Below are 18,997 nucleotides of genomic sequence, written 5' to 3'. Positions count from 1 at the left end.
GTTATTGTTTGTTTTTGTGTAGTTACTTTTTATTTTACAAAATGTTGCGCGAACATAAATATACATTTTGTATATTTATGTTATACCACTTTTCAATTATTGTAAACCTTCTTTTTTTATTTCTCATATCTCCAATTTTTCACTATATATGTGTATTTTTAATGCTTTCAAAACAAAAAAATCACTGTTTTTCTTAAAACCAGTGATTTTTCCTCGACATATGTAAATTATTCCTCCTCTTTAAAATCAAAATCATGGAACAAAAATCTCCTACACGCCAGTAATATAGCAATGCACACTATACTGATAAGTGTTTCCAGGCTCTTTTCATGACCAACCACAAGTGATCTGGCGATGGCAAAGATAAGGACTTCCACCACAGTGTTCATAGAATGTTTGACCAGCATACGTATGAACTCTATGACGATTACTGCGTTGAAGGCTGTTACTAATATATCTTCCACATATATGCCAAAGTCAAGGCTTGAGAAGGTAAATACGTGAAGTACAAGCTGAATGCAGCTATAGACGACGCCTACCAGCAATATGGCAGCTACTACTTTTTCCAAAAAGCTCGGAAGCTTTAGGATTATGGTATGTATTTTTTCGCAAGTAGATTTCTTCATGATATGTACCTCCTCGTATGTTAAAATCTGTTCCATTATCTCTTTTGACTTAATATGCCACAAAACTATACATATTCACAACCACTATTCCGCAGATAAGCCCTGTCAAAAGACCTGTAAAATGTCCTACAGAATCTATCTTTGGAGACAGTGTCATGGCTACCAGGATGACAATGGTTGGTATCATTGATCTTATCCCGGCAAATCCCCATATGCTAAAAGCTATGACCATGTAGATTCCAAATAGTCCGCAGAGAACACCTGATGCTCCAATTGATAAAGTGAAGGGGCTTTTCTTTTTCTTTATCCTGGCGGATAATAGGCCACCTACTACCATGATGAGTGCGTAGAAGAGTATGTATAGCTCTTTTCCCAGGGCACGTTCCAGAGTTGTGCCAATGTTGTAGAGGGAGTACATGTTGCAAAAAAGGTGCATGACTTCTCTCTGGGTGAAGGCGCTGGTGATTACGCGGTGGTACTGGTGATTTTGAATTGTCATCATGTAGGATGAGCCAAGGCTACCTACATCTAGTTTCTTGGTATTTACGAGGCCGAATATGGCAATGTTGATCAGGATTATGATTGTTGTAACTGGAGAATTCATCATTTCTTTTTCTGCACCTGCTCTATGATCGTAAATACTATTACAGCTATTCCAGCGATTATCATTGCGATTCCACGTAATGTAGATCTAATAGGATTTCTTGAAGTTTGGGCTGTGCATATCGCAAAGATTCCTACTAAGATCACTAATACTCCAAATGCGATGTATAGTAAGTTGTTCTTTTTCATATTATTCCTCCAATATAAATTTATCGTCTGCGCACGACAAAATAATGGATTTTTATCGTTCGTGAACGATACTCTTGACATTTATTCTTTTTGCTAATATTATATCGATGTTTCATACGTTGTAAATGGAATCTCTCAATCCATTTACTTCTATCAAAAATATTTACGTTAAATTTATCTAGTTATTTATGACACGAAGAAGAAAGGAGATGGCCTGGGAACTGTCTCCTTTTTTATTGCATTTCATTTATCTAATTATCTTCTCAAAATCATCTTTCCCATGCTTGCATATAGGACAGATAAAGTCATCTGGAAGATCTTCGCCAACATATTCATAACCGCAGATTGTACATCTCCAAATGGTCTCGCCTTTGACTGTTGTGCCGACAGGCTGTGGCTTTGGCTTGATGTTATTCTGGTAGAAGTCGTATGTGCAGGATGGATCTTCATTTAGAACCACCATGGCTGTTAGTTCACAAATGAAAAGAGTATGTGAACCGAGGTCTACTTCCTTATCTACCTTCAGCGAGAAATAGGCATTTGTTCCAGTTGTGATATATGGAATGCCATTATCTGCAAGTTTGTATGTGATGTCTTTTATTAGTTCTGGCGCGAACTTATCTACATCACGTCCAGACTGGAATCCAAAGTGTTTAAAGAGATCAAAGCTTGCCTTCTGGCTAATGACAGAAACGTTGCATAGCCCAGTCTCTTTTACCATGTCATGGGTGTAGTTTGCCTTGTTGATGGCGATGGAAATCCTGTTAGGATCTGAAGCCACCTGAATAGCTGTGTTGGTGATGCAGCCGTTCATCTTGTCACCGCGAACTGCAGTGCAGACAAATAGTCCGTAGGATAACTTGTACATTGCCTTTGTGTTCATCTCGCTCATAGGTAACCTCCCTCTATCATGGTTTATTGTTATAGGTATTCCTTTGCTTCTACTATGTATTTTCGCACTTTGGACACTTTCTTTGCAACATCTTCTTGTGATCAGCTGATATAATTACAGGACATTCTTTTATCTACATAATATAAAAATCTTGGGAGAGCAATCATGAGAAAAATTAAATATACAGTATTACTAACGCTTAGCCTTGCGCTTTTATCTGCATGTGGGACTACTAATTCTTACCAGAACTTTTTAAATGGCGATTTGAGTCAAGTGGATGAAGCTTCAGTTGAAAGCTTTTTTCTTAAGGAAATGACTAGTGATGATACTCGTTCAGAATATGAGTATTTGCTCATGGATTTAGACGGCGACGGGAACCAAGAATTACTGATTCAGTATGTTGATGATCCTGGTTCTTTTAATGCTGTTTTCCATTATGAGAATAATAAGATTGTCTGCTGGTGCAGCGATTCTATGGAAATGATCTGTTACAGTTATCCTCTAAAGAATGGCATGATGGTGGAAGAATACGAATACGACGGGTCTATTTCATACAACTTATACCGCTATCTTCCTTCAGGCGAGACAGAGCAGATAGGTAGCTTCTTTATTCGAGAAGAGCCTTCAAGCCTTGAAGAATCTCTAGCTGCTCCAATTTATAAGATCGATAATAAAGATGTTTCTAAGGAAGAATTTGAAAAAGAACTAAAAGAGCAAGTTCTTGATGAGATGGTGAGTAGAAACGACTGGACGAAGATGAAGTGAGCTAGGGGGACGGGGGTGGTGAGCTAGGGGGACGGGGTTAGTGGTCCATTTTTTGAACAAAAATGGACCACTAACCCCGTCCCCCTAGCTCACCACCCCCGTCCCCCTAGCTCATTTATTTTCCAATTCCATAAAGGGTAGGTCTGACGCTTAATTTCTCCAGATACTCTTCGCCTATCTCATCCACTACTTCCTTTTTGAAATAGATGTCGATACTTCCACATTTCTTTTGAACATAATCAGAGAAGTCTATGTTAGGCTCTATCACGAAGTGCCTGTCGTCGCGGTTGTAAGCGTAGATCACATCCATCTCATCTATGTCATAGAGGTTGACGCTGTCTGCCTTGAGCATAGGTCTTACGTCTGTAGCCTTGTTCATGACTGTGTTGAGGTAATAGACATCAGGAAGGCCTTCTGATTTCATATACATGTCTACAGTCCAGTCTGCTTCCGGATTTGCATTTCCTAGGCAGCACATGACCTTATAGCCTTTCTGAGACATATCCTTTGTAGTAGTCAGCACCTTAGTGACGCTTTCGCCGCGGAATCTGAAGTAATCCCCTTCTACCACCATTCCTCTTATGTTGAGGATCAGCATCAGAGCCAGGACCACTGCATAGATTCTTTTCCTGTGTCCATCCAGAAAGCCATTCCTGTAAACGAACAGGATAAAGAGCATTGCGATACCGATCACTACAGGAATGATGTACCTTTCTGCGATACCTTCCTTGCTATATAGCACGAACTGTGGAGCAATGAAGACAATGGAGATTACCACATCCGCCCACTTATCTTTTACCTTGTCGTAATAGGTCAGGATCACGCCAAGAAGCGCTATTCCAAAGTAGTAGTACCACTTAAGGCCATCTTTTAACGAATAGATGAATGTAGTTATATACTGATAGATTGAGGTGCTCTGATCAAAGCTTACAGGATCATAGCTGTTAAGGCCAAGCCTTAGAACAATCTCCAAGAGCACTACTGCGCAGCAGATCATAACTGCGATGGTGTACCACCAAAGGCCTGTGCACTCTTTTTTGAGTTTTTTGATCATGCCTTTAAATCTGATGCCTTGCTGGTTTATCTTTTCATAAATTGGGAAAAGAGCTAAAAATGGCATTACCAAAATAAAAGACTCATGGAAAAAGCCCATCAGAACTGAGAAAACAATGCTCCACACTGCGAAATGTCTTTTGTCTGGAGCTTCGAGCCACTTAAGGAGCAGTAAAAAAGATATCCCAAAGCAGATACCTGCCTGAACCTGCTCAGGGCCAAGCTTCCACCACAGGGCACTCTGATAGCCCACAAGACAAGTAAATGCAAAGAAAAGTGAAACAAGGAAATTACCTGTGATCTTCTTGCCGCAGGCATAGAGAAGCACCATGAATACTACTATCTCTGCTGCCTTGATGATGGAGATTGCAACTGAATCAGCACCAACAAGGTAACACATGGTGATCCTGAGCGGATAATACAGAAAATTGTTCCTGGTGGTCGTATCCCAGGACATAGCCCACTTGATGACGTCCCATAGTGACTTGCCCTGATACTTGAACATATATTGAAATTCCAGAAATTCGTGATCATCAACGAGATGCCAGCCTGATGTCAGTGTCCCAAGGCCACACACTACGCCGAATACCACCAGTATAGAAAGAGCTGTGACTGCAACTAGCTCTTTGATAGAAATTTTCTTCCCCTCAAACATAACCTTTGACCCCTCATAAATCTTTTAGTCATCTAATACCTAGGCAGTTGGCTTAACTCGCTTAAATCTGTTAAACACAAATGCAAACATCTTAGGAAGTGCCTTCCAAAAGATTCCCTTATATCTCTTTGGAATTGTTGCCATTATCTTTTTATATCCCTTGAAATCTCTGCTGACAAGCATACTAAGAAAACCTGTAGCATAGTACTCTGCGTACCATCCGGAGAAATCTATCTCATCCCCCCATCTCTCGCTCATGCCATTCAAAAGTCCTATGTGATGGCCAAACTTCTCAAGACGAGAGTAGCGGGAGTTGTAATTCTTTTTATCCTCAGTTGAACTTACTACGCGGTGCGCATCCGTTATGATGTCTAAAATGTAGACTGGGCCTTTCTTGAGGATCAGGACTTCGTCAACAGCGTCGTCAACGAACTTACTGATCTGCTGAGCCTGAGCGAAATACTCTCTGCCTTCTTCGGTAAGGAAGTAATTGCGCATAAAAAAGCCGTGTGTTCCGAGAGGTTCGCACTTCTCATAGTCTTTTAACGAATACTCTCTGTTAAACTGTGACTTATCCCTTGGTATGACATCATAAGCAGTTGTGGAATCATCCATTCTGAGCTCGATTCCGTTGAATGCTGCAACGTACTGAGGGTGTTCATCAAGGAACCTGACCTCAGTCTCGATCTTCTGGTCGTTGATCCAGTAATCATCTCCGGAAAGAGCTGTGATATAACGTCCTCTGCACATGGAGCGGGCTTTGTAGATATTCTTTGGGATTCCGATATTTTCATCGTTTAGATTAACCCTGATGATGTCAGGATATTTCTCAGCATACTCCCTTAAAATATCTCTTGTGCCATCCTGTGAGAAATCATCTGAGATCACAAGTTCATAAGTGTACTGAGTTTTCTGAGCCAGAACGCTCTCTATGGCCTGACGAATATATTTTTCATGAAAATATGTGAGCATATAAATGCTCACATCTATCTGTTTTTCTGACATATTAATTCCTTATTTTTTCTTGCTTTATCAACTGCCTTTTTGACAGTGGACATATTACTTCTTTTCTTCCTCTACCATCTTGAGGAACTCATCATAGTCCCTGATATAATCGCTCTCATCATAAAGCTCTGACGCAAGCACCATGAGAACTGCATCTGGTGAAAAGTCGTACATCTCACGCCACATATTATTGGCAATGTAAAGGCCTTCGTAAGGTTTCTCCAGAGGCACTACCTTTTTCTCAACACCGTTATCAAGGCGAACCTTGCAGCTTCCGTGAATGCAAATAAGGATCTGCTCAAGCTTCTTGTGAGCGTGCTTGCCTCTTGTGACGCCGTCAATTGTGTCGTACATGTAGTAAACTCTTTTTATCTGAAATGGTATGTCTTTGAACTCTTCCAGTGCCACCAGCTGACCTCTCTCGTCGCCGTGGGGCTGGAACATATATTTAACAACCTGCATAATAACTCCTAAAACAATTCATGAATTCCTATAGATTATATCATACATCTACCTGGTCTCGTAGTATTACAAACATAATAATCCATCGTATATTACTTGATTTCGCTTATTAAATCAAGGATCCAATCGGCGTACTGATCAGCGTCCATGCGCTTAAGGTTCTGGAGATTATCGCGGATTTTCTTTATATCTAATGCGTCATCCGCTTTTCGTGTTTCATCGTTGTCATCCTGTTCCTGATTGGTCTCCCAGATCTCTTTGATCCTGGCCGCAAGCTCCTTGGCATTTCCGCTTTCAAAGAGCCACCCTGTCTTGCCATCTGTGACAAGCTCCGGAATTCCGCCAATTCTAGCCCCCAGTACCGGTGTGAGTCTCTCCTGGCTCTCCATTACTGAGAATGGACAGTTTTCGTACCACTCAGATGGGCACACTGAGAAAAATGCATTTCTGATGAGATCATCCAGCTCTTTTCCAGATTTAAAGCCAAGATTCTCGGCATTTGGAAGAGCCTCTATCTGCTCTGCATACTCTCCTGCTCCTGCAAAAAGAAACTTCACTTCAGGGAGCTTTTTGGCTGCTTCTATAAGGGTTCGCACGCCCTTTTCTTTGGAGAAACGTCCGAAATACAGGACGTATTTGAGCCCTAGGGACGGAGGTTTGGGCTCATCATTTCCAGAAATGAGCCCTAAGCTCCGTCCCTGGGGCTCATTTTCGGAAATGGACCAGGAACCCCGTCCCTGTGGACCATTTTCTACATGCTCAATGAAGTTGTGCATGGCCACTGTCTTCCCTGCAAATACAGGATTTGTGTCCATCTTAGTCTTCATGAATTCTGAGCAGCAAATGATCTTGTCGATATATCTGTAAGTTCCCTTAAGCTTCCAAAACTCAGCCTCCATGGCGCCTACAACGGACTTGGCTGCCGAGCCATGAATGCACTTACCCTTTATGCAATTTCCAAACCTGCCACCGATACACTTCTCACAGTTTTCGTGGGTTGCAGGGTTATTAAACATATGGTTTGGACATAGGAGCTGATAATCGTGGGCTGTGAAAAGAATCCTGCACTCACGGGAAGTCTCTTTTCTCCACTTCACAATTTCCAGGATAATGGAAGGCGTCAGCTGATAATTGAAGTTGTTAAGGTGCACCACATCTGGCTTAAAGTCATCGAGAACGGCTCTTATCTTTTTCCTTGCTTCGCTGCTGTAGATTGTTTTAAGTGGATAAGTCAGCTTTTTTAACTTGCTGCCACCGTGGAAATCCATGTCGGAAGTGTAGCTTTCAGCCTTGTTTCCAACAATCCTGCCCTGGTGTTCCATGCCAAAGTACTGGACTTCATGGCCTTTTTTTACAAGGGCTTCACCCAGCTTAAATATATATGTCTCCGACCCGCCGTTTGGGTGGAGGAATTTGTTTACCATCAAATATCGCATCAGGCTATCCTACTCATCTATCACTATTTGAAAATTCCTGAAATTCTTCACAGTCCCCTGTAAAGCTCCAGGGTCTTCTCTGTAACCTTGTCCCAGTCATACTTGCCACAGATGAACTCCGCAGCCTTTTCCTTGTACTGTGCTACCTTCTCCGGGCTTTCATCCAGTTCTTTTAACTTACTACGAAGATCTGTCACATCGCCCTTGTGAAAAGAGATTGCTCTATCCTCCACAACCTCGGTGCACTCCGGAATGTCTGATGTGAGGCAACAGTTGCCATAGCTCATAGCTTCCAAAAGAGTAAGTGGCATGCCCTCAAGATCTGACGGAATAACGTAGACGTAAGCATTACTCAAAAGTTCTGCTAAGGTCCTGCCCTGCACAAATCCAGTAAAGATGATCCTGTCATCGCCCTTTGCGAGGCTCTGAATCTTATCTTCAAACTCCTTCATATCGCTGCTGCCGCCTGCGATCACAAGCTTTTTGTCCGTATCAAGATCTTTGTAGGCTTTGATAAGGTATTCAAGTCCCTTCTCAGGCACAAGCCTTCCAAGATACAGAAAATAGCCATCTTTCTGAAGTCCGTATTTCTTTTCAATCTGAGTTGGAAGCACGGTAACAGGTCTGTTCACGCCATTTGGAATAAGGACTGTTTTTCTTCCATATTTATTCTGAAAATAGTCCTGAACGCTCTTACTAAGAACTATGATCTCGTCAGCATGCTTCACTGCGCCTTTTTCACCAGCCATGATGTATCTGCTGGCAAGACGTCCCCACTTCTGGCGCTTGTGGTCAAGGCCGTGGATAGTAGCGATGCATCTTTTGCCAAATAATTTGGGAATCCACATGGCTGCGCAAGGTCCCTCGGCATGGAAATGCACGATGTCGTATGGTCCGAAAGCCGCCATTATGGCGCCAAAATAAGACGAGGTGGCTGCTGCAAAGCCTCGCCTGTTGATTGTTGGAACATTTACGAGCTTGACTTTCTTGTACTCGCCCGTTACGTCGTTGTCGTACTGCTGGCCTGCCACGTGGTGCCCTGACCTGTTAAAACAAGTCACCTTGTGCCCCAGGGCTGCCATCCTTGTGGAGAGCTCCTCCACCACGACCTCAACGCCGCCTTCCCTTGACGGAACGCGCTTTTGTCCCAGCATTGCTATGTTAAGTTTTTCTTTATTCTTATATCTATTATCCATCTAACCGATTATATCATGGCACGATGCATAATGGTATGCTAGAATTTAGTGGTAGTACATCAGGTTTTTGAGGGAGATTTTTATGTCTGACTTTATATATAAGCATCAAAAATTATTCGCATGGCTCTTGGCGATTATCTTCGTGATTTCGCTCATTCCTATATTTATAGTTGCGGGCTTTGACACCGCATCAGGTGATGACTACAACTACGGCGCCGCATCACGCATAGCTTTCCTAAGCACTGGCTCAGTCTGGGCCGCTATCACCGCTGCTGCCCGCACCACAGTTTCTATCTGGCACAGCTGGCAGGGCACTTGGTTTGACTGCTTTCTGTTCTGCCTTCACCCGGAAGTCTTTTCAGACTCAGCCTATGTGATAGTACCCTATATCTTTGTGATCATGCAGATTCTGGCATATATCTACTTTGCTCATCACTTTGTCAAAAGACGCTTCGGCATGCCAGGGCTTACATATCTGATTATCAGTTTGTTATATCTACTATTCGTTTTCCAGCTTGTTCCATCTCAGAAATCTGCATTCTTCTGGTGGGTTGGTTCTATTCACTATGCAATGCCCATGTGCCTTGCCCTTGTGGGAATCGTCCTTGCAGATAAATTCCTTGAAGATCACAAGACATCAGATTTGGTATGGCTTTCTGTAGTTGCCGCTTTAATTGGCGGTGCAACCTACCCTGCTGCCTTGCTACTTCTAATGTCACTGTTTTTGCTGTGGCTATCCGGATTTGTTCTTGGAAAAGTGCGTAACAAGCGTAATCTCCTGTTACTTATTCCTGTAATCCTTGAAATCTCCGGACTTGTGATCAGCATGATCGCTCCAGGTAACGCGGTTCGCAGTGCATCAGATATTGCTGACGGTGCCGCGCCTACAGGAGGCATTTTATCTACTATCATTAATTCCATAACATTTTCTGTGACGGATGCTGCCACAAGCTTTGTAGGGGAGAAGACCTTCGTGGTCATTCCGTTTCTTTCCGTTATAATTGTTTCTTTTTCACCACTCAAAGAAGCATATAAAAAGGATACTGAGAATTTTCAAAAGACCTTCTCTCATCCTGTTCTCTTTATACTTGTGGTATTTCTTTTAAATGCCAGCATCTATGCGCCCAGGCTATATGCCGGCAACCACGCTTCATCTGGCTACAACAACTTTAATTTCTGGGTTTTCACCCTCTGCAAGATTGCAGGGCTGATCTATATTGAGGGTTTTGTGATACAATGGTTAGTTGGAAAGCCTGGTTTCAGGTTATCTTCTATCCTTGGAATCAGCTCTCAAGCTGATAAAAAAGACACCTCTACCGGTAATCTGCTTCTACAGTTCGTGGTTTTGTTTGCAATATTTGGGGGTATTGCATTCTGTGGCCGTCACGGCGTCAAGACCTACACTGATTTTGTCTGTCTTGACTACTACTTATCTGGTCAGGCTGCTGACTACAAGGAGCAGATGGCGCTTCAACGTTTTCTTTTTGAGGATCCTTCCGTCACAGAGGTGGTTGTTCCAGAAATCAACGACAAACAGGGACCTCTTATGCACATGCCTGTTGTTGCTGATGCCGATAACGTTGATAACTACATGACCAGGATCTTCTACGGTAAAGACAGCTGCCGCGCCATTCCTCGCACAGAGTGGATGGAAACCTATGCTGACAGATATCAGGAATTTCTAAATTCCAAAAAGTAATCCAAAAGCCACTCCATGACGAAGTAGCTTGAAATTAGCCTGGTTGATGCATTCTTTAACCATATGTTCAAGAATGATGATTTGTAAAAAACGCGCTTAAAGAAAGGAAAGACATCTATGTATTTAAAAAAAATCAGAAACGGCCTGTTGGTCCTTGTTGGGGTCCTGGCTGCAATTATTTTAGGCGGGCTCCTTGCCCTCCTTGGTTATTCAATTGACGGAAATGATCATCCGCTTTATGTAATCGGATTTGCCGGCGCGATGCTTATCGCAGTTTTCGGCTGGATCATTGCTCTTATTGGCGAGATCATCGCCCTTATCAATATCATCAGGACCAAAAAAATAAACGCCCCTCTACCAATAAGATACATTGTCTTTTTGGTAATAGAAGTAGCGTTTACTCTTGCCTGGATGATCTATAGTTTTGCAGTATTCCAGAGTTCTATGAGTGTTTAAATTGTCCACATATCGCAAATAGCATTCCGCAGGGCTTCAACGTTCTGCGGAATTACTTTACTATCCTGACTTTTTATTGTCTCTTTACATCCCCCTGTATCATAGGTGATCACTGGTGTGCCGCAGGCCTCTGCCTCCATGTTTACTGTAGGGAACGTATCTTCATAGGTTGGATTTGCAAATACATCTGCAGCGCTGTAGATCTTTTTGAGCTCCTCTACGCTGCTAGTACGCTCTAAGCCAATAATATTAAGCTTCTTTTCCGCAATCTCATCTACCTGATCTTTACTAAGTCCCACCAGTACAATCTGGAACTTGTCTTTATCCAGCATCTCAGAAAGCTTGTAGAAATCCTTAAGTCCCTTTCTGTCATTCCAAAGGCTCGCAACTCCAAGGATCATCTTCTTATTTTCAATTCCATTGTCTTTTTTAAATGTACTTTCTACTGGTTTGAACACATCTTTATCCACAGTGTTGTACTTTACTTCTACTGGATATCCACAAAGATAGCTCTTTTCCACATTTTCTTTTAGCCAATTTGAAGGTGTGATGATCGTGAGATTCTTGACTCCTGTGAAAGCAGCTCTTTTCCTGCGGTAATTGTCCCTACTATTATCAGCTTTGGACTGAGGATACTGCGCAAGCTGTGGGCAAGCATAACATTCCTCTCCCCATTTCTTACATCCTACATATGCAAAGTGAGAACAGTGCCCCGTGAACGTCCAGCAATCATGCAGTGTCCACTTTACTTCCATCTGCGGTCTTGACTTGATCCAGTCAAAGAGCATCTCATAGTTAATGTAGTAACCATGAATGTTGTGCATCCAGAGAACATCAGGATCATACTCGCTGGCCCACTTAAGGAACTTCTTTGTTGCCATCTTTGACGCTAGGCCATGCCTATCAGTCAGTCTTGTATATAGCACATGATAGTAGACGTCCATATCTTTCCCGATGCGTACGCCGTATTTCTTAACATCTTTCTCAAGATGACTTGAAACCTTCATGTTTCTTCCGTATGCAATTTTTGCTTCGTATCCGTCTGCCTCGTACTCTTTTGCAATGTCCAGAACTATGCGACCTGTCGAGCCAAAGCCAATGACGGAGTTTATAAGGAGTAGTCTTTTCATAGCAATGATAATTATACTCTATGTTACGCGTTTTGTTCTACTTTCCGCTTTATTTCTTCCACATGTCTGTCCCAGGACTCATACCCCTCCTGGCCTCGCCTGTCGGGAAGCTCATAGGATTCCTTTATGAGCTTTCCCAAATACCTAGTGTATTTACAGCTCCCCCAGTAATTTAAGTGGGACTCATCATTAAAATCCTTTGAGCAATCTATTCCTAGCTCATCGAATAGCTTCATTCCATTTAGGAAAAGATATCCCTCATCAAGTGCCATCTGCTCTACACGGTTGTAGATTTCATGCGCCTTGTCAGCCTCTTCAACATGAGGCGCCGTCACAAACATAAGCTCCATATCATTTTCCGCGCAATAGTCTTTTATCTTTTGCAGATACTCCGCTTCCTTTGGTTCAAGTTCAGTAACTTCTTTCACTTCCTGAGGTTCAGCCTTTTCCTCCACGCCAAAGTATGGTGTATATCCTTTAAATGCCATTCTCTCATAGTCAGTCGCAAAAAGCTGTTTTAGATCCACCTCTGACAGCTCTTTATACCTGTTGTGCCATGTCACAAAGCTGGGGAAATGATCTGCCAATGTCTCAAATCGGCAGCTGTTCTTCATCATCTCAATTTTATTTAATGAAAACTTAAAGCCATTAAGATTGTCTGACAAAAAAATGAAATCCTTGAAATACTCTGTATCGTAGACCGCCACACTAAACAGATCAAGCACCACCAGCTTAGGCTTTTGATACTTGCATATTTCTTTTAAATAATTGTAGCTCATCCACAGAGGCTGGTCAGCGCCGCTATAATCATAGGCTGCAATTCCATGCTCGCTCCAAAGCTGCGCAGTATTTACATTGGTGTGAATATGGCTAGACCCTAGAAACACCACATCTATCGAGTCCTCAGGCTGAACGTACATGTCGCTTGCCTGTCTGATGCCATGCTCTGTCTTGATTCCAAGGAGTCTTTCGCAAAAGAAATATGTTACAATGAGCGCCGTCATCAGAATTATCAATCTAACTTTTTTCAAACTTTTCTTCATAACCTGCTCCGATTAAAACTGCATGTAGATAGGCTTTGTTGCCATATCAGGCCCATAGATCCCGAAAATAAATATAGTTACTACAAGTACGTAAAATACTGCATATCTTACACTGTCACTGTTTGAAGCTATCATGGATGGAATATCTTTGTTCTTTTTGTATGCAATATAGTCAAAAATTATCTGAAGAGTTACTAATACTAATATCAGTATCAATTCTACCTGGTTGATTCCCAGGCTGTGAAGCTGCGCCCACAACGTTTCTCCCATCACCAGATTTTTTACGGTAAAAGAGATATAGCTAACCGCCGCCGTAAAAGAAGATGCCCTAAAAAAGATCCAGGCAAAAGCCACTTCCAAAAACATGATGATTCGTCCAATCACGCCTTTTCTAACCAGCTCGATTCCTTTAGATTTGAGTATAGCATCAACTCCAGAAAACAAGCCATGCATCAATCCCCACGCCAAAAAGCTAAAGCCAACTCCATGCCACACTCCGCATATTGCAAAGATGATCATGGTATTAATGATCTTCCTGACTGGTCCTTTTCTATTGCCTCCAAGAGGAATGTACACATAATCCTTGAGCCAACTGCTAAGAGACATATGCCATCTACGCCAGAATTCTGTGATATTCTCTGCCATATATGGAACATTGAAATTTTGCAGGATATCGATTCCATAAATCTTGGATACTCCGATAGCAACAAAGGTGTATCCAGCAAAATCACAGTAGATCTGGAAAGTGTAAGCGATCACTCCTGCAATCAGTATCAGTGTTCCGTAATTACCCCTATCTTCAAAAAGCTTATTAACGTAGATTCCGAGCCTATCCGCGATAACGAGCTTCATGAACATTCCAAATAGTACATAATACAGTGCAAGCTTAAAGCGCTCTCCATCTTTAAATTTTACATACTTTAGCGCATAGATCTGCTTGTTAAAGCCTTCAAATCTCTCGATTGGTCCACTTACAAACTTAGGAAAAAAGCTGAGATATAAAACGACATTTATTGGATCCTTTTCAGCTTTGGTAGTACCTCTTTTAACATCAACAACATAGCTGATAGCCTGAAAAACATAAAAAGAGAAGCCAATTGGTAGAAACAATTTCCCAAGAAGCCCGCCTCTGGCAGGAAGAAATTTAAACATGCAAAGTACAAGGACATACAGGCACACTGCCGCAAAGGTGCATAATTTAGCCTTTTTTTGCTCTCCTTTTTCCACGAATGAACCTATCATCATAGAAAAGAGCCATGTAAATAACGAAGTTACTGTTACTATGGCGCCTGCATACTTATCAAGTCCAAAGACATAGGTAAGGCTCGCAAGTGCAAGCAAGTATTTCCGCGCATTTACAGGAATTATGTAAAATATGATCCCTACTACAAATGCATACAGTAAGGACACTACAGTAATGGTCATAAGCGTCACCCTATCAAAAACTTCCGGTTACTACTCCCCAAATGTTACTTGTTGGCTTTGGTCCATAATGGATGCCATCAGCCGCATCAATAGTTACGTTATTGCTAACGTATGTGTATAAGTCGATCACCTTAACGCCATGCTTACTAGCCCAGGCATTAAGCGCGACGTTAAAGGAAACAATTCGTTCATTGTCATAATATGGTCTGTCATCAGCTGCAAGACAGTTATCATCTGTAGGTCCAACTGTGCAGAGAATGAGTGTCTTTCCGCTTGCCAGGACAGAATCATAGAATCCTTCATAGGATGCAAAATCGCCGTAATCATTTGCTCCCATCCAGGATACAAGAGTATCAAAGTTATCAAAGCCGTATGCGTTGACCGTATCTATGAGATAGTTGTGGTTTGAAGCATCCCTCGCATATACAACGACGTTCCCTGCAGAGTATGCGCTCAGCTCTGATGCCGACTCTGAGAAAATGTCTACAGTACGGGAATCACCCACAAAGAGAATTCGTCCATAATCTGGTTTACTTGGAATCTGAACCTGCTGTTGTGCTACTTCTTCCTCTGAAGACTGTACTTTTACTTCTGCAGACTGTGTACTCTCCTCTGAAGACTGCACATTTACTTCTGTAGACTGTGTACTCTCCTCTGAAGCTTGTTCATCAATTTTTTGACTTCCGCATCCGAAAGCAAGCAATATGCATGCCATCATCAGTAGAACAGACACTTTTTTCCTGATTCCCCGGACCATTTCCTTCTCCCATAAAAAACAATTCCCCGCTATTGTTTTCATTATTATATCGTACCCTTTAGGATTATTCACGTCGTAAATATGGCCAAAATCCCTCCATATACTTTATCTATTTATTCACTTGAAAAAATGGTCAAAGTCCATCCGTATACTTTATCTATTTATTCACTTGAATAATAAAAAGTCACTACCATTGATTTATTTTTTCCACAAATACCGGAAAAATATCATTGGCAGTGACTATATGCTTTTTTATTCAGTTGTTTTTTAGCTGTTATCTTACGCCTGAGCTGAGAACTCTTCCTTGCCTACTCCGCAAAGTGGACAAGTAAAATCTGCCGGAAGATCGTCCCACTTAGTTCCAGGGTTTATTCCGTTATCTGGATCACCTTCTACTTCGTCGTAGATATAGCCACATGTGTTACATACGTACTTCATAAGCTTGCCCTCCTATCTTGTTAAGTGACTGTAGTTTGCTGCAAATTAACAATCGAGTATTTCTTATCGCTATTATATCATATTGTTGTGATATCTATCTTGCTATTTGCTTTTTTGTGCTATCTCCATATGATTATGGTTTCATTTAATTCAGCACTTAGCCTACTTTACGAGTGTGATTCGTTTTAGGCTAAAACTTCTCGGCTTGCAATAGAGCTTACTTTTCTCTTCTTTAGCTCATTTTACTTGCATTGAATATTTTAGGCTAAAAATTTTTCTTTCTTAAACAAGCTAGCTTATTTTGTCTTTAGCCTATTCTTAATAAAGACTAAAAAATAGGCTAATCTTCCACAGCAGCACTTCTGAAACCACCAAAAATTCTTTAGCCGAATCAAATTAAACAAACGTTAATAGGCTAAGTTAGAAGACAACTCCTTAGATTCCCCCCTTAAAACAAGTAAAAAAAATTAGCCTAAAACACACAAATATATGCTTTAGGCTAAAATAACAATTCTCAATCCACTTCAACATCGCAAGCTTTTCATCAATTCTCAATTCACATCCATCCTGTTACGCCCTATACTATGAGCACCCCGCACTTTAATTCAAAGAACTCCCCTTTACTCCACAATCTCCCTATAAGTCTCAGGCTTCTTTTCATCAAAGATCTCATTAGCCCACATAACTGTCACAAGATCCTCTGTATCTGACAGGTTGATGATGTTGTGGGTGTATCCAGGAAGCATCTGAACTGCCTGGATCTTCTCGCCAGAAACTTCAAAGTTCACAACAGGATACTCCTTGCCAGTCTCGGGATCTATGCCAAGCTTTCTCTCCTGAATAAGTGCCTTACCGGACACAACGATGAAGATTTCCCACTTTGAGTTGTGCCAGTGCTGGCCTTTAGTCACACCTGGCTTGGATATGTTGATACTCACCTGTCCGCAGCTAAGGGACTTGATGAGCTCTGTGAAATGTCCGCGCTCATCAACTGCCATTGGGATGTCGTAGATCATCTTTTCAGCTGGCAAATATGATAAATATGTAGAATAGAGTTTCTTAGCAAATGAGCCTTCTGGAATGTCCGGAATTACTAGGCTACGAGGCATATCCTTGAACTTGTTAAGAAGCTCTACGATTTCTCCAAGTGTTACCTTGTGAGAAACAGGAACATAGCAGTATTCCCTAGAATCGCCAACAGCAACAGTCTTACGAGCACTTGCCCCATTGCCTGCATCTGCACTTCCGTAGACTTCCATCAGTGCCCTGACTTCTGCCTCATTAAGTCTTTCTTTTCTCTTGTGCTCTTTGCCCTCAAGAGCATCCAACATCTCATTTACAAGATCATCAATGTAAACAAGCTCAAGCTCGGTCTTAGGATCATTTACCTGAATAGGCTGATCTGTTGCAATGTTATTGCAGAATGTAGCAACAGCTGAGTTATAATTTGGTCTGCACCACTTTCCAAAGAGGTTAGGGAAGCGGTATACAAGCACCTTTGCGCCTGTCTCTTTTGCATAATCAAAAAAGAGTTCCTCTCCTGCAAGCTTGGACTTGCCATACTCCGAGCCCTCAAACCTGCCTTCAAGAGAAGCCTGTATTGAAGATGAAAGCATAATTGGTGCGGTATTCTTGTACTCTTTTAACAGATCAAGGAGTCTACTTGCAAAGCCAAAATTTCCATCCATAAACTCCTTGGCATCCTTGGGGCGATTAACGCCGGCAAGATTAAATACAAAGTCCGCCTCCTGGCAATAGTCCTTCAAAAGGAGCGGATCTGTATCGACATCGTATTCAAAAATTCCCTCAATATGGAGCTCTGGTCTTGTTCTATCCTTGCCATCTCTAATGTTCTTGAGATTCTCCACAAGGTTCTTGCCAACAAAGCCCTTGGCTCCTGTAACTAAAATCTTCATTCCTGTAACACCCTTATTTTATTTATTCTCAATCAGCTTCCTAAGTTTTTTCTCAAGGTCATCAAAATGCTGATATTCCATGAAGTTCTTCATGAAATACTCTCTGGCATTCATACCGCTTTCATGGTACTTGCCTCTATAATTCACAAAATCCAAAAGATACTCTCCAAGTTCTGCACTATTCCCAGCATCTGCGCATCTTCCGCAGCGGGCTGACCTGATGATCTTTTGAGCAGCACCGTTAGCCGCAGCAAAAATAGGCTTTCCAGCCGCCATATAGGTCTGGAGCTTGCCAGGAAGCGTATCTCCGATGTGGTTACTGCCATCAAGGGTCAGCACACAGGCATCCGCCATCCTGTAGAACTCTTTTGCTTCATTAAATGGCTTTGGACCATAGAAAAGAACTATATCATCCAGCCCAAGGTCATGGGTAAGCTTCTTGATATTCTCAAGATTTGTTCCGCCGCCGACCATGTGGAGTTTCACATCTCCTCTTTCCTTAAACACAGTCATAGCGTGGATCAGTGTCTCAAGATTCTGTGCATTTCCTATATTTCCGATAAAGACAAAGTCGCAGGCATTCCCAGTTTCGATATCCTTCCTGGGATCAATATCCAGAAGCTTTATATCGCCGTACTGAGGCAGATAACTCATCTTTTGCCTGGAGATTCCATTAACCTTCTCCATATATTCAAAGAACGGCTCCGAAGAAACTGCGATGTGATCACATTCTTTGTAGATTCTCTTGGTCCAGCTATGGATCATTCTGTAAGGGAGCGTGCCCTCGTTAATGCGCATAGCTTTCACGCACTCTGGCCAAATGTCCATGCAATACAGGAAAAGAGGCTTGTCGTATCTCTTTTTCAGATGAATTGCTGGAACTGCCATGGTAACCGGCGATACTTCCCAGACATAGATAACGTCGAAGTCATCCCATCTCTGGAGTCTTGCGCGCAGCGAACCAAAGAACACGAAAGACAGATAGCTAAGGCTCCTCCAGATTGGTCCGTGGTGCCTTGCTATGGTCTGAACGCGATAGACATCAGCCCCTTTATAGTTCTGATGTCTATTTCTAAAATGTCTATATTCTTTTGGAATTTTGGTCGTTGTATAATCTGGAAGTCCGGTCAGTACCGTGACTTTGTGACCTCTTTTGACCAGTTTCTCCACAATATCATTGATTGCGTAGATATCAGGCCAAAAGCACTCAGTGACTACCAGGATCTTCAATCCTTCACTAGACATGCAAAC

The 18,997-nt window shown here is 42.0% G+C and carries 19 protein-coding genes; 3 read left to right on the top strand and 16 right to left on the bottom strand.

Going from position 1 to position 18,997, the window contains the following annotated elements:
• Positions 1–227 precede the first annotated feature (227 nt).
• The 4 genes from bhn_RS02605 to bhn_RS02590 form a co-directional block, all read right to left on the bottom strand.
• Entirely contained in the window at positions 228–626 is a 399-nt protein-coding gene (locus bhn_RS02605; protein WP_071175230.1) for a hypothetical protein, read from the bottom strand.
• A gap of 49 nt (positions 627–675) precedes the next feature.
• The gene (locus tag bhn_RS02600; RefSeq protein ID WP_071175229.1) at positions 676–1,233 is read right to left on the bottom strand and encodes a rhomboid family intramembrane serine protease; all 558 of its coding nucleotides are present in this window, start codon (positions 1,231–1,233) and stop codon (positions 676–678) included.
• Complete coding sequence (locus bhn_RS02595; RefSeq protein ID WP_071175228.1) at positions 1,230–1,418, bottom strand: hypothetical protein; 189 nt, start codon at positions 1,416–1,418, stop codon at positions 1,230–1,232. The genes bhn_RS02600 and bhn_RS02595 overlap by 4 nt, the downstream gene beginning before the upstream one ends.
• Positions 1,419–1,665: 247 nt before the next feature.
• Positions 1,666–2,301, bottom strand: a complete 636-nt coding sequence (locus bhn_RS02590) for a flavin reductase (protein WP_071177407.1) — start codon at positions 2,299–2,301, stop codon at positions 1,666–1,668.
• A gap of 174 nt (positions 2,302–2,475) precedes the next feature.
• Here bhn_RS02590 and bhn_RS02585 point away from each other — a divergent pair, with 174 nt between their 5' ends.
• On the top strand, positions 2,476–3,075 hold the full coding sequence (locus bhn_RS02585) for a hypothetical protein (RefSeq protein WP_071175227.1): 600 nt from the start codon (positions 2,476–2,478) through the stop codon (positions 3,073–3,075).
• Positions 3,076–3,190: 115 nt separating this feature from the next.
• Here the strand turns inward: bhn_RS02585 and bhn_RS02580 are convergent, their stop codons facing one another.
• From bhn_RS02580 to bhn_RS02560, 5 genes are all read right to left on the bottom strand, one after another.
• On the bottom strand, positions 3,191–4,783 hold the full coding sequence (locus bhn_RS02580) for a hypothetical protein (protein WP_071175226.1): 1,593 nt from the start codon (positions 4,781–4,783) through the stop codon (positions 3,191–3,193).
• 39 nt (positions 4,784–4,822) lie between these two features.
• Positions 4,823–5,788 carry a glycosyltransferase gene (locus bhn_RS02575; protein WP_071175225.1) on the bottom strand — a complete coding sequence of 322 codons (966 nt, stop codon included), beginning with the start codon at positions 5,786–5,788 and terminating at the stop codon, positions 4,823–4,825.
• Between the two features lie 54 nt (positions 5,789–5,842).
• On the bottom strand, positions 5,843–6,250 hold the full coding sequence (locus bhn_RS02570) for a sugar 3,4-ketoisomerase (RefSeq protein ID WP_071175224.1): 408 nt from the start codon (positions 6,248–6,250) through the stop codon (positions 5,843–5,845).
• Between the two features lie 92 nt (positions 6,251–6,342).
• Positions 6,343–7,686: a glycosyltransferase gene (locus bhn_RS02565; RefSeq protein WP_071175223.1), complete on the bottom strand. Its 1,344-nt coding sequence runs from the start codon at positions 7,684–7,686 to the stop codon at positions 6,343–6,345.
• A gap of 47 nt (positions 7,687–7,733) precedes the next feature.
• Positions 7,734–8,882: a glycosyltransferase family 4 protein gene (locus bhn_RS02560; protein ID WP_071175222.1), complete on the bottom strand. Its 1,149-nt coding sequence runs from the start codon at positions 8,880–8,882 to the stop codon at positions 7,734–7,736.
• 82 nt (positions 8,883–8,964) lie between these two features.
• Here bhn_RS02560 and bhn_RS02555 point away from each other — a divergent pair, with 82 nt between their 5' ends.
• Both bhn_RS02555 and bhn_RS02550 read left to right on the top strand, forming a co-directional pair.
• A complete protein-coding gene (locus bhn_RS02555) occupies positions 8,965–10,581 on the top strand; it encodes a hypothetical protein (protein WP_071175221.1) in 1,617 nt (538 codons plus the stop codon).
• A 117-nt stretch (positions 10,582–10,698) separates the two neighbouring features.
• Positions 10,699–11,037 carry a hypothetical protein gene (locus tag bhn_RS02550; protein ID WP_071175220.1) on the top strand — a complete coding sequence of 113 codons (339 nt, stop codon included), beginning with the start codon at positions 10,699–10,701 and terminating at the stop codon, positions 11,035–11,037.
• Here bhn_RS02550 and bhn_RS02545 read toward each other — a convergent pair.
• The 7 genes from bhn_RS02545 to bhn_RS02515 form a co-directional block, all read right to left on the bottom strand.
• Positions 11,034–12,167 carry a glycosyltransferase gene (locus tag bhn_RS02545; protein WP_071175219.1) on the bottom strand — a complete coding sequence of 378 codons (1,134 nt, stop codon included), beginning with the start codon at positions 12,165–12,167 and terminating at the stop codon, positions 11,034–11,036. The two genes, bhn_RS02550 and bhn_RS02545, sit on opposite strands and share 4 nt — an antisense overlap.
• Before the next feature lie 23 nt (positions 12,168–12,190).
• Positions 12,191–13,210: a hypothetical protein gene (locus tag bhn_RS02540; RefSeq protein WP_071175218.1), complete on the bottom strand. Its 1,020-nt coding sequence runs from the start codon at positions 13,208–13,210 to the stop codon at positions 12,191–12,193.
• 12 nt (positions 13,211–13,222) lie between these two features.
• Positions 13,223–14,635, bottom strand: coding sequence for an MBOAT family O-acyltransferase (locus bhn_RS02535; RefSeq protein WP_083385649.1), 1,413 nt, complete (start codon positions 14,633–14,635; stop codon positions 13,223–13,225).
• Between the two features lie 13 nt (positions 14,636–14,648).
• Positions 14,649–15,392 carry an SGNH/GDSL hydrolase family protein gene (locus bhn_RS02530; RefSeq protein WP_071175216.1) on the bottom strand — a complete coding sequence of 248 codons (744 nt, stop codon included), beginning with the start codon at positions 15,390–15,392 and terminating at the stop codon, positions 14,649–14,651.
• A gap of 279 nt (positions 15,393–15,671) precedes the next feature.
• Entirely contained in the window at positions 15,672–15,830 is a 159-nt protein-coding gene (locus bhn_RS02525; RefSeq protein ID WP_071175215.1) for a rubredoxin, read from the bottom strand.
• 620 nt (positions 15,831–16,450) lie between these two features.
• Positions 16,451–17,746 carry a polysaccharide biosynthesis C-terminal domain-containing protein gene (locus bhn_RS02520; RefSeq protein WP_071175214.1) on the bottom strand — a complete coding sequence of 432 codons (1,296 nt, stop codon included), beginning with the start codon at positions 17,744–17,746 and terminating at the stop codon, positions 16,451–16,453.
• 18 nt (positions 17,747–17,764) lie between these two features.
• Positions 17,765–18,991: a glycosyltransferase family 4 protein gene (locus bhn_RS02515; protein ID WP_083385647.1), complete on the bottom strand. Its 1,227-nt coding sequence runs from the start codon at positions 18,989–18,991 to the stop codon at positions 17,765–17,767.
• Positions 18,992–18,997 lie beyond the last annotated feature (6 nt).

This window comes from Butyrivibrio hungatei, from assembly GCF_001858005.1.
Lineage (GTDB): Bacteria > Bacillota > Clostridia > Lachnospirales > Lachnospiraceae > Butyrivibrio > Butyrivibrio hungatei.
This window is presented reverse-complemented; position numbering and strand designations above follow the sequence as displayed.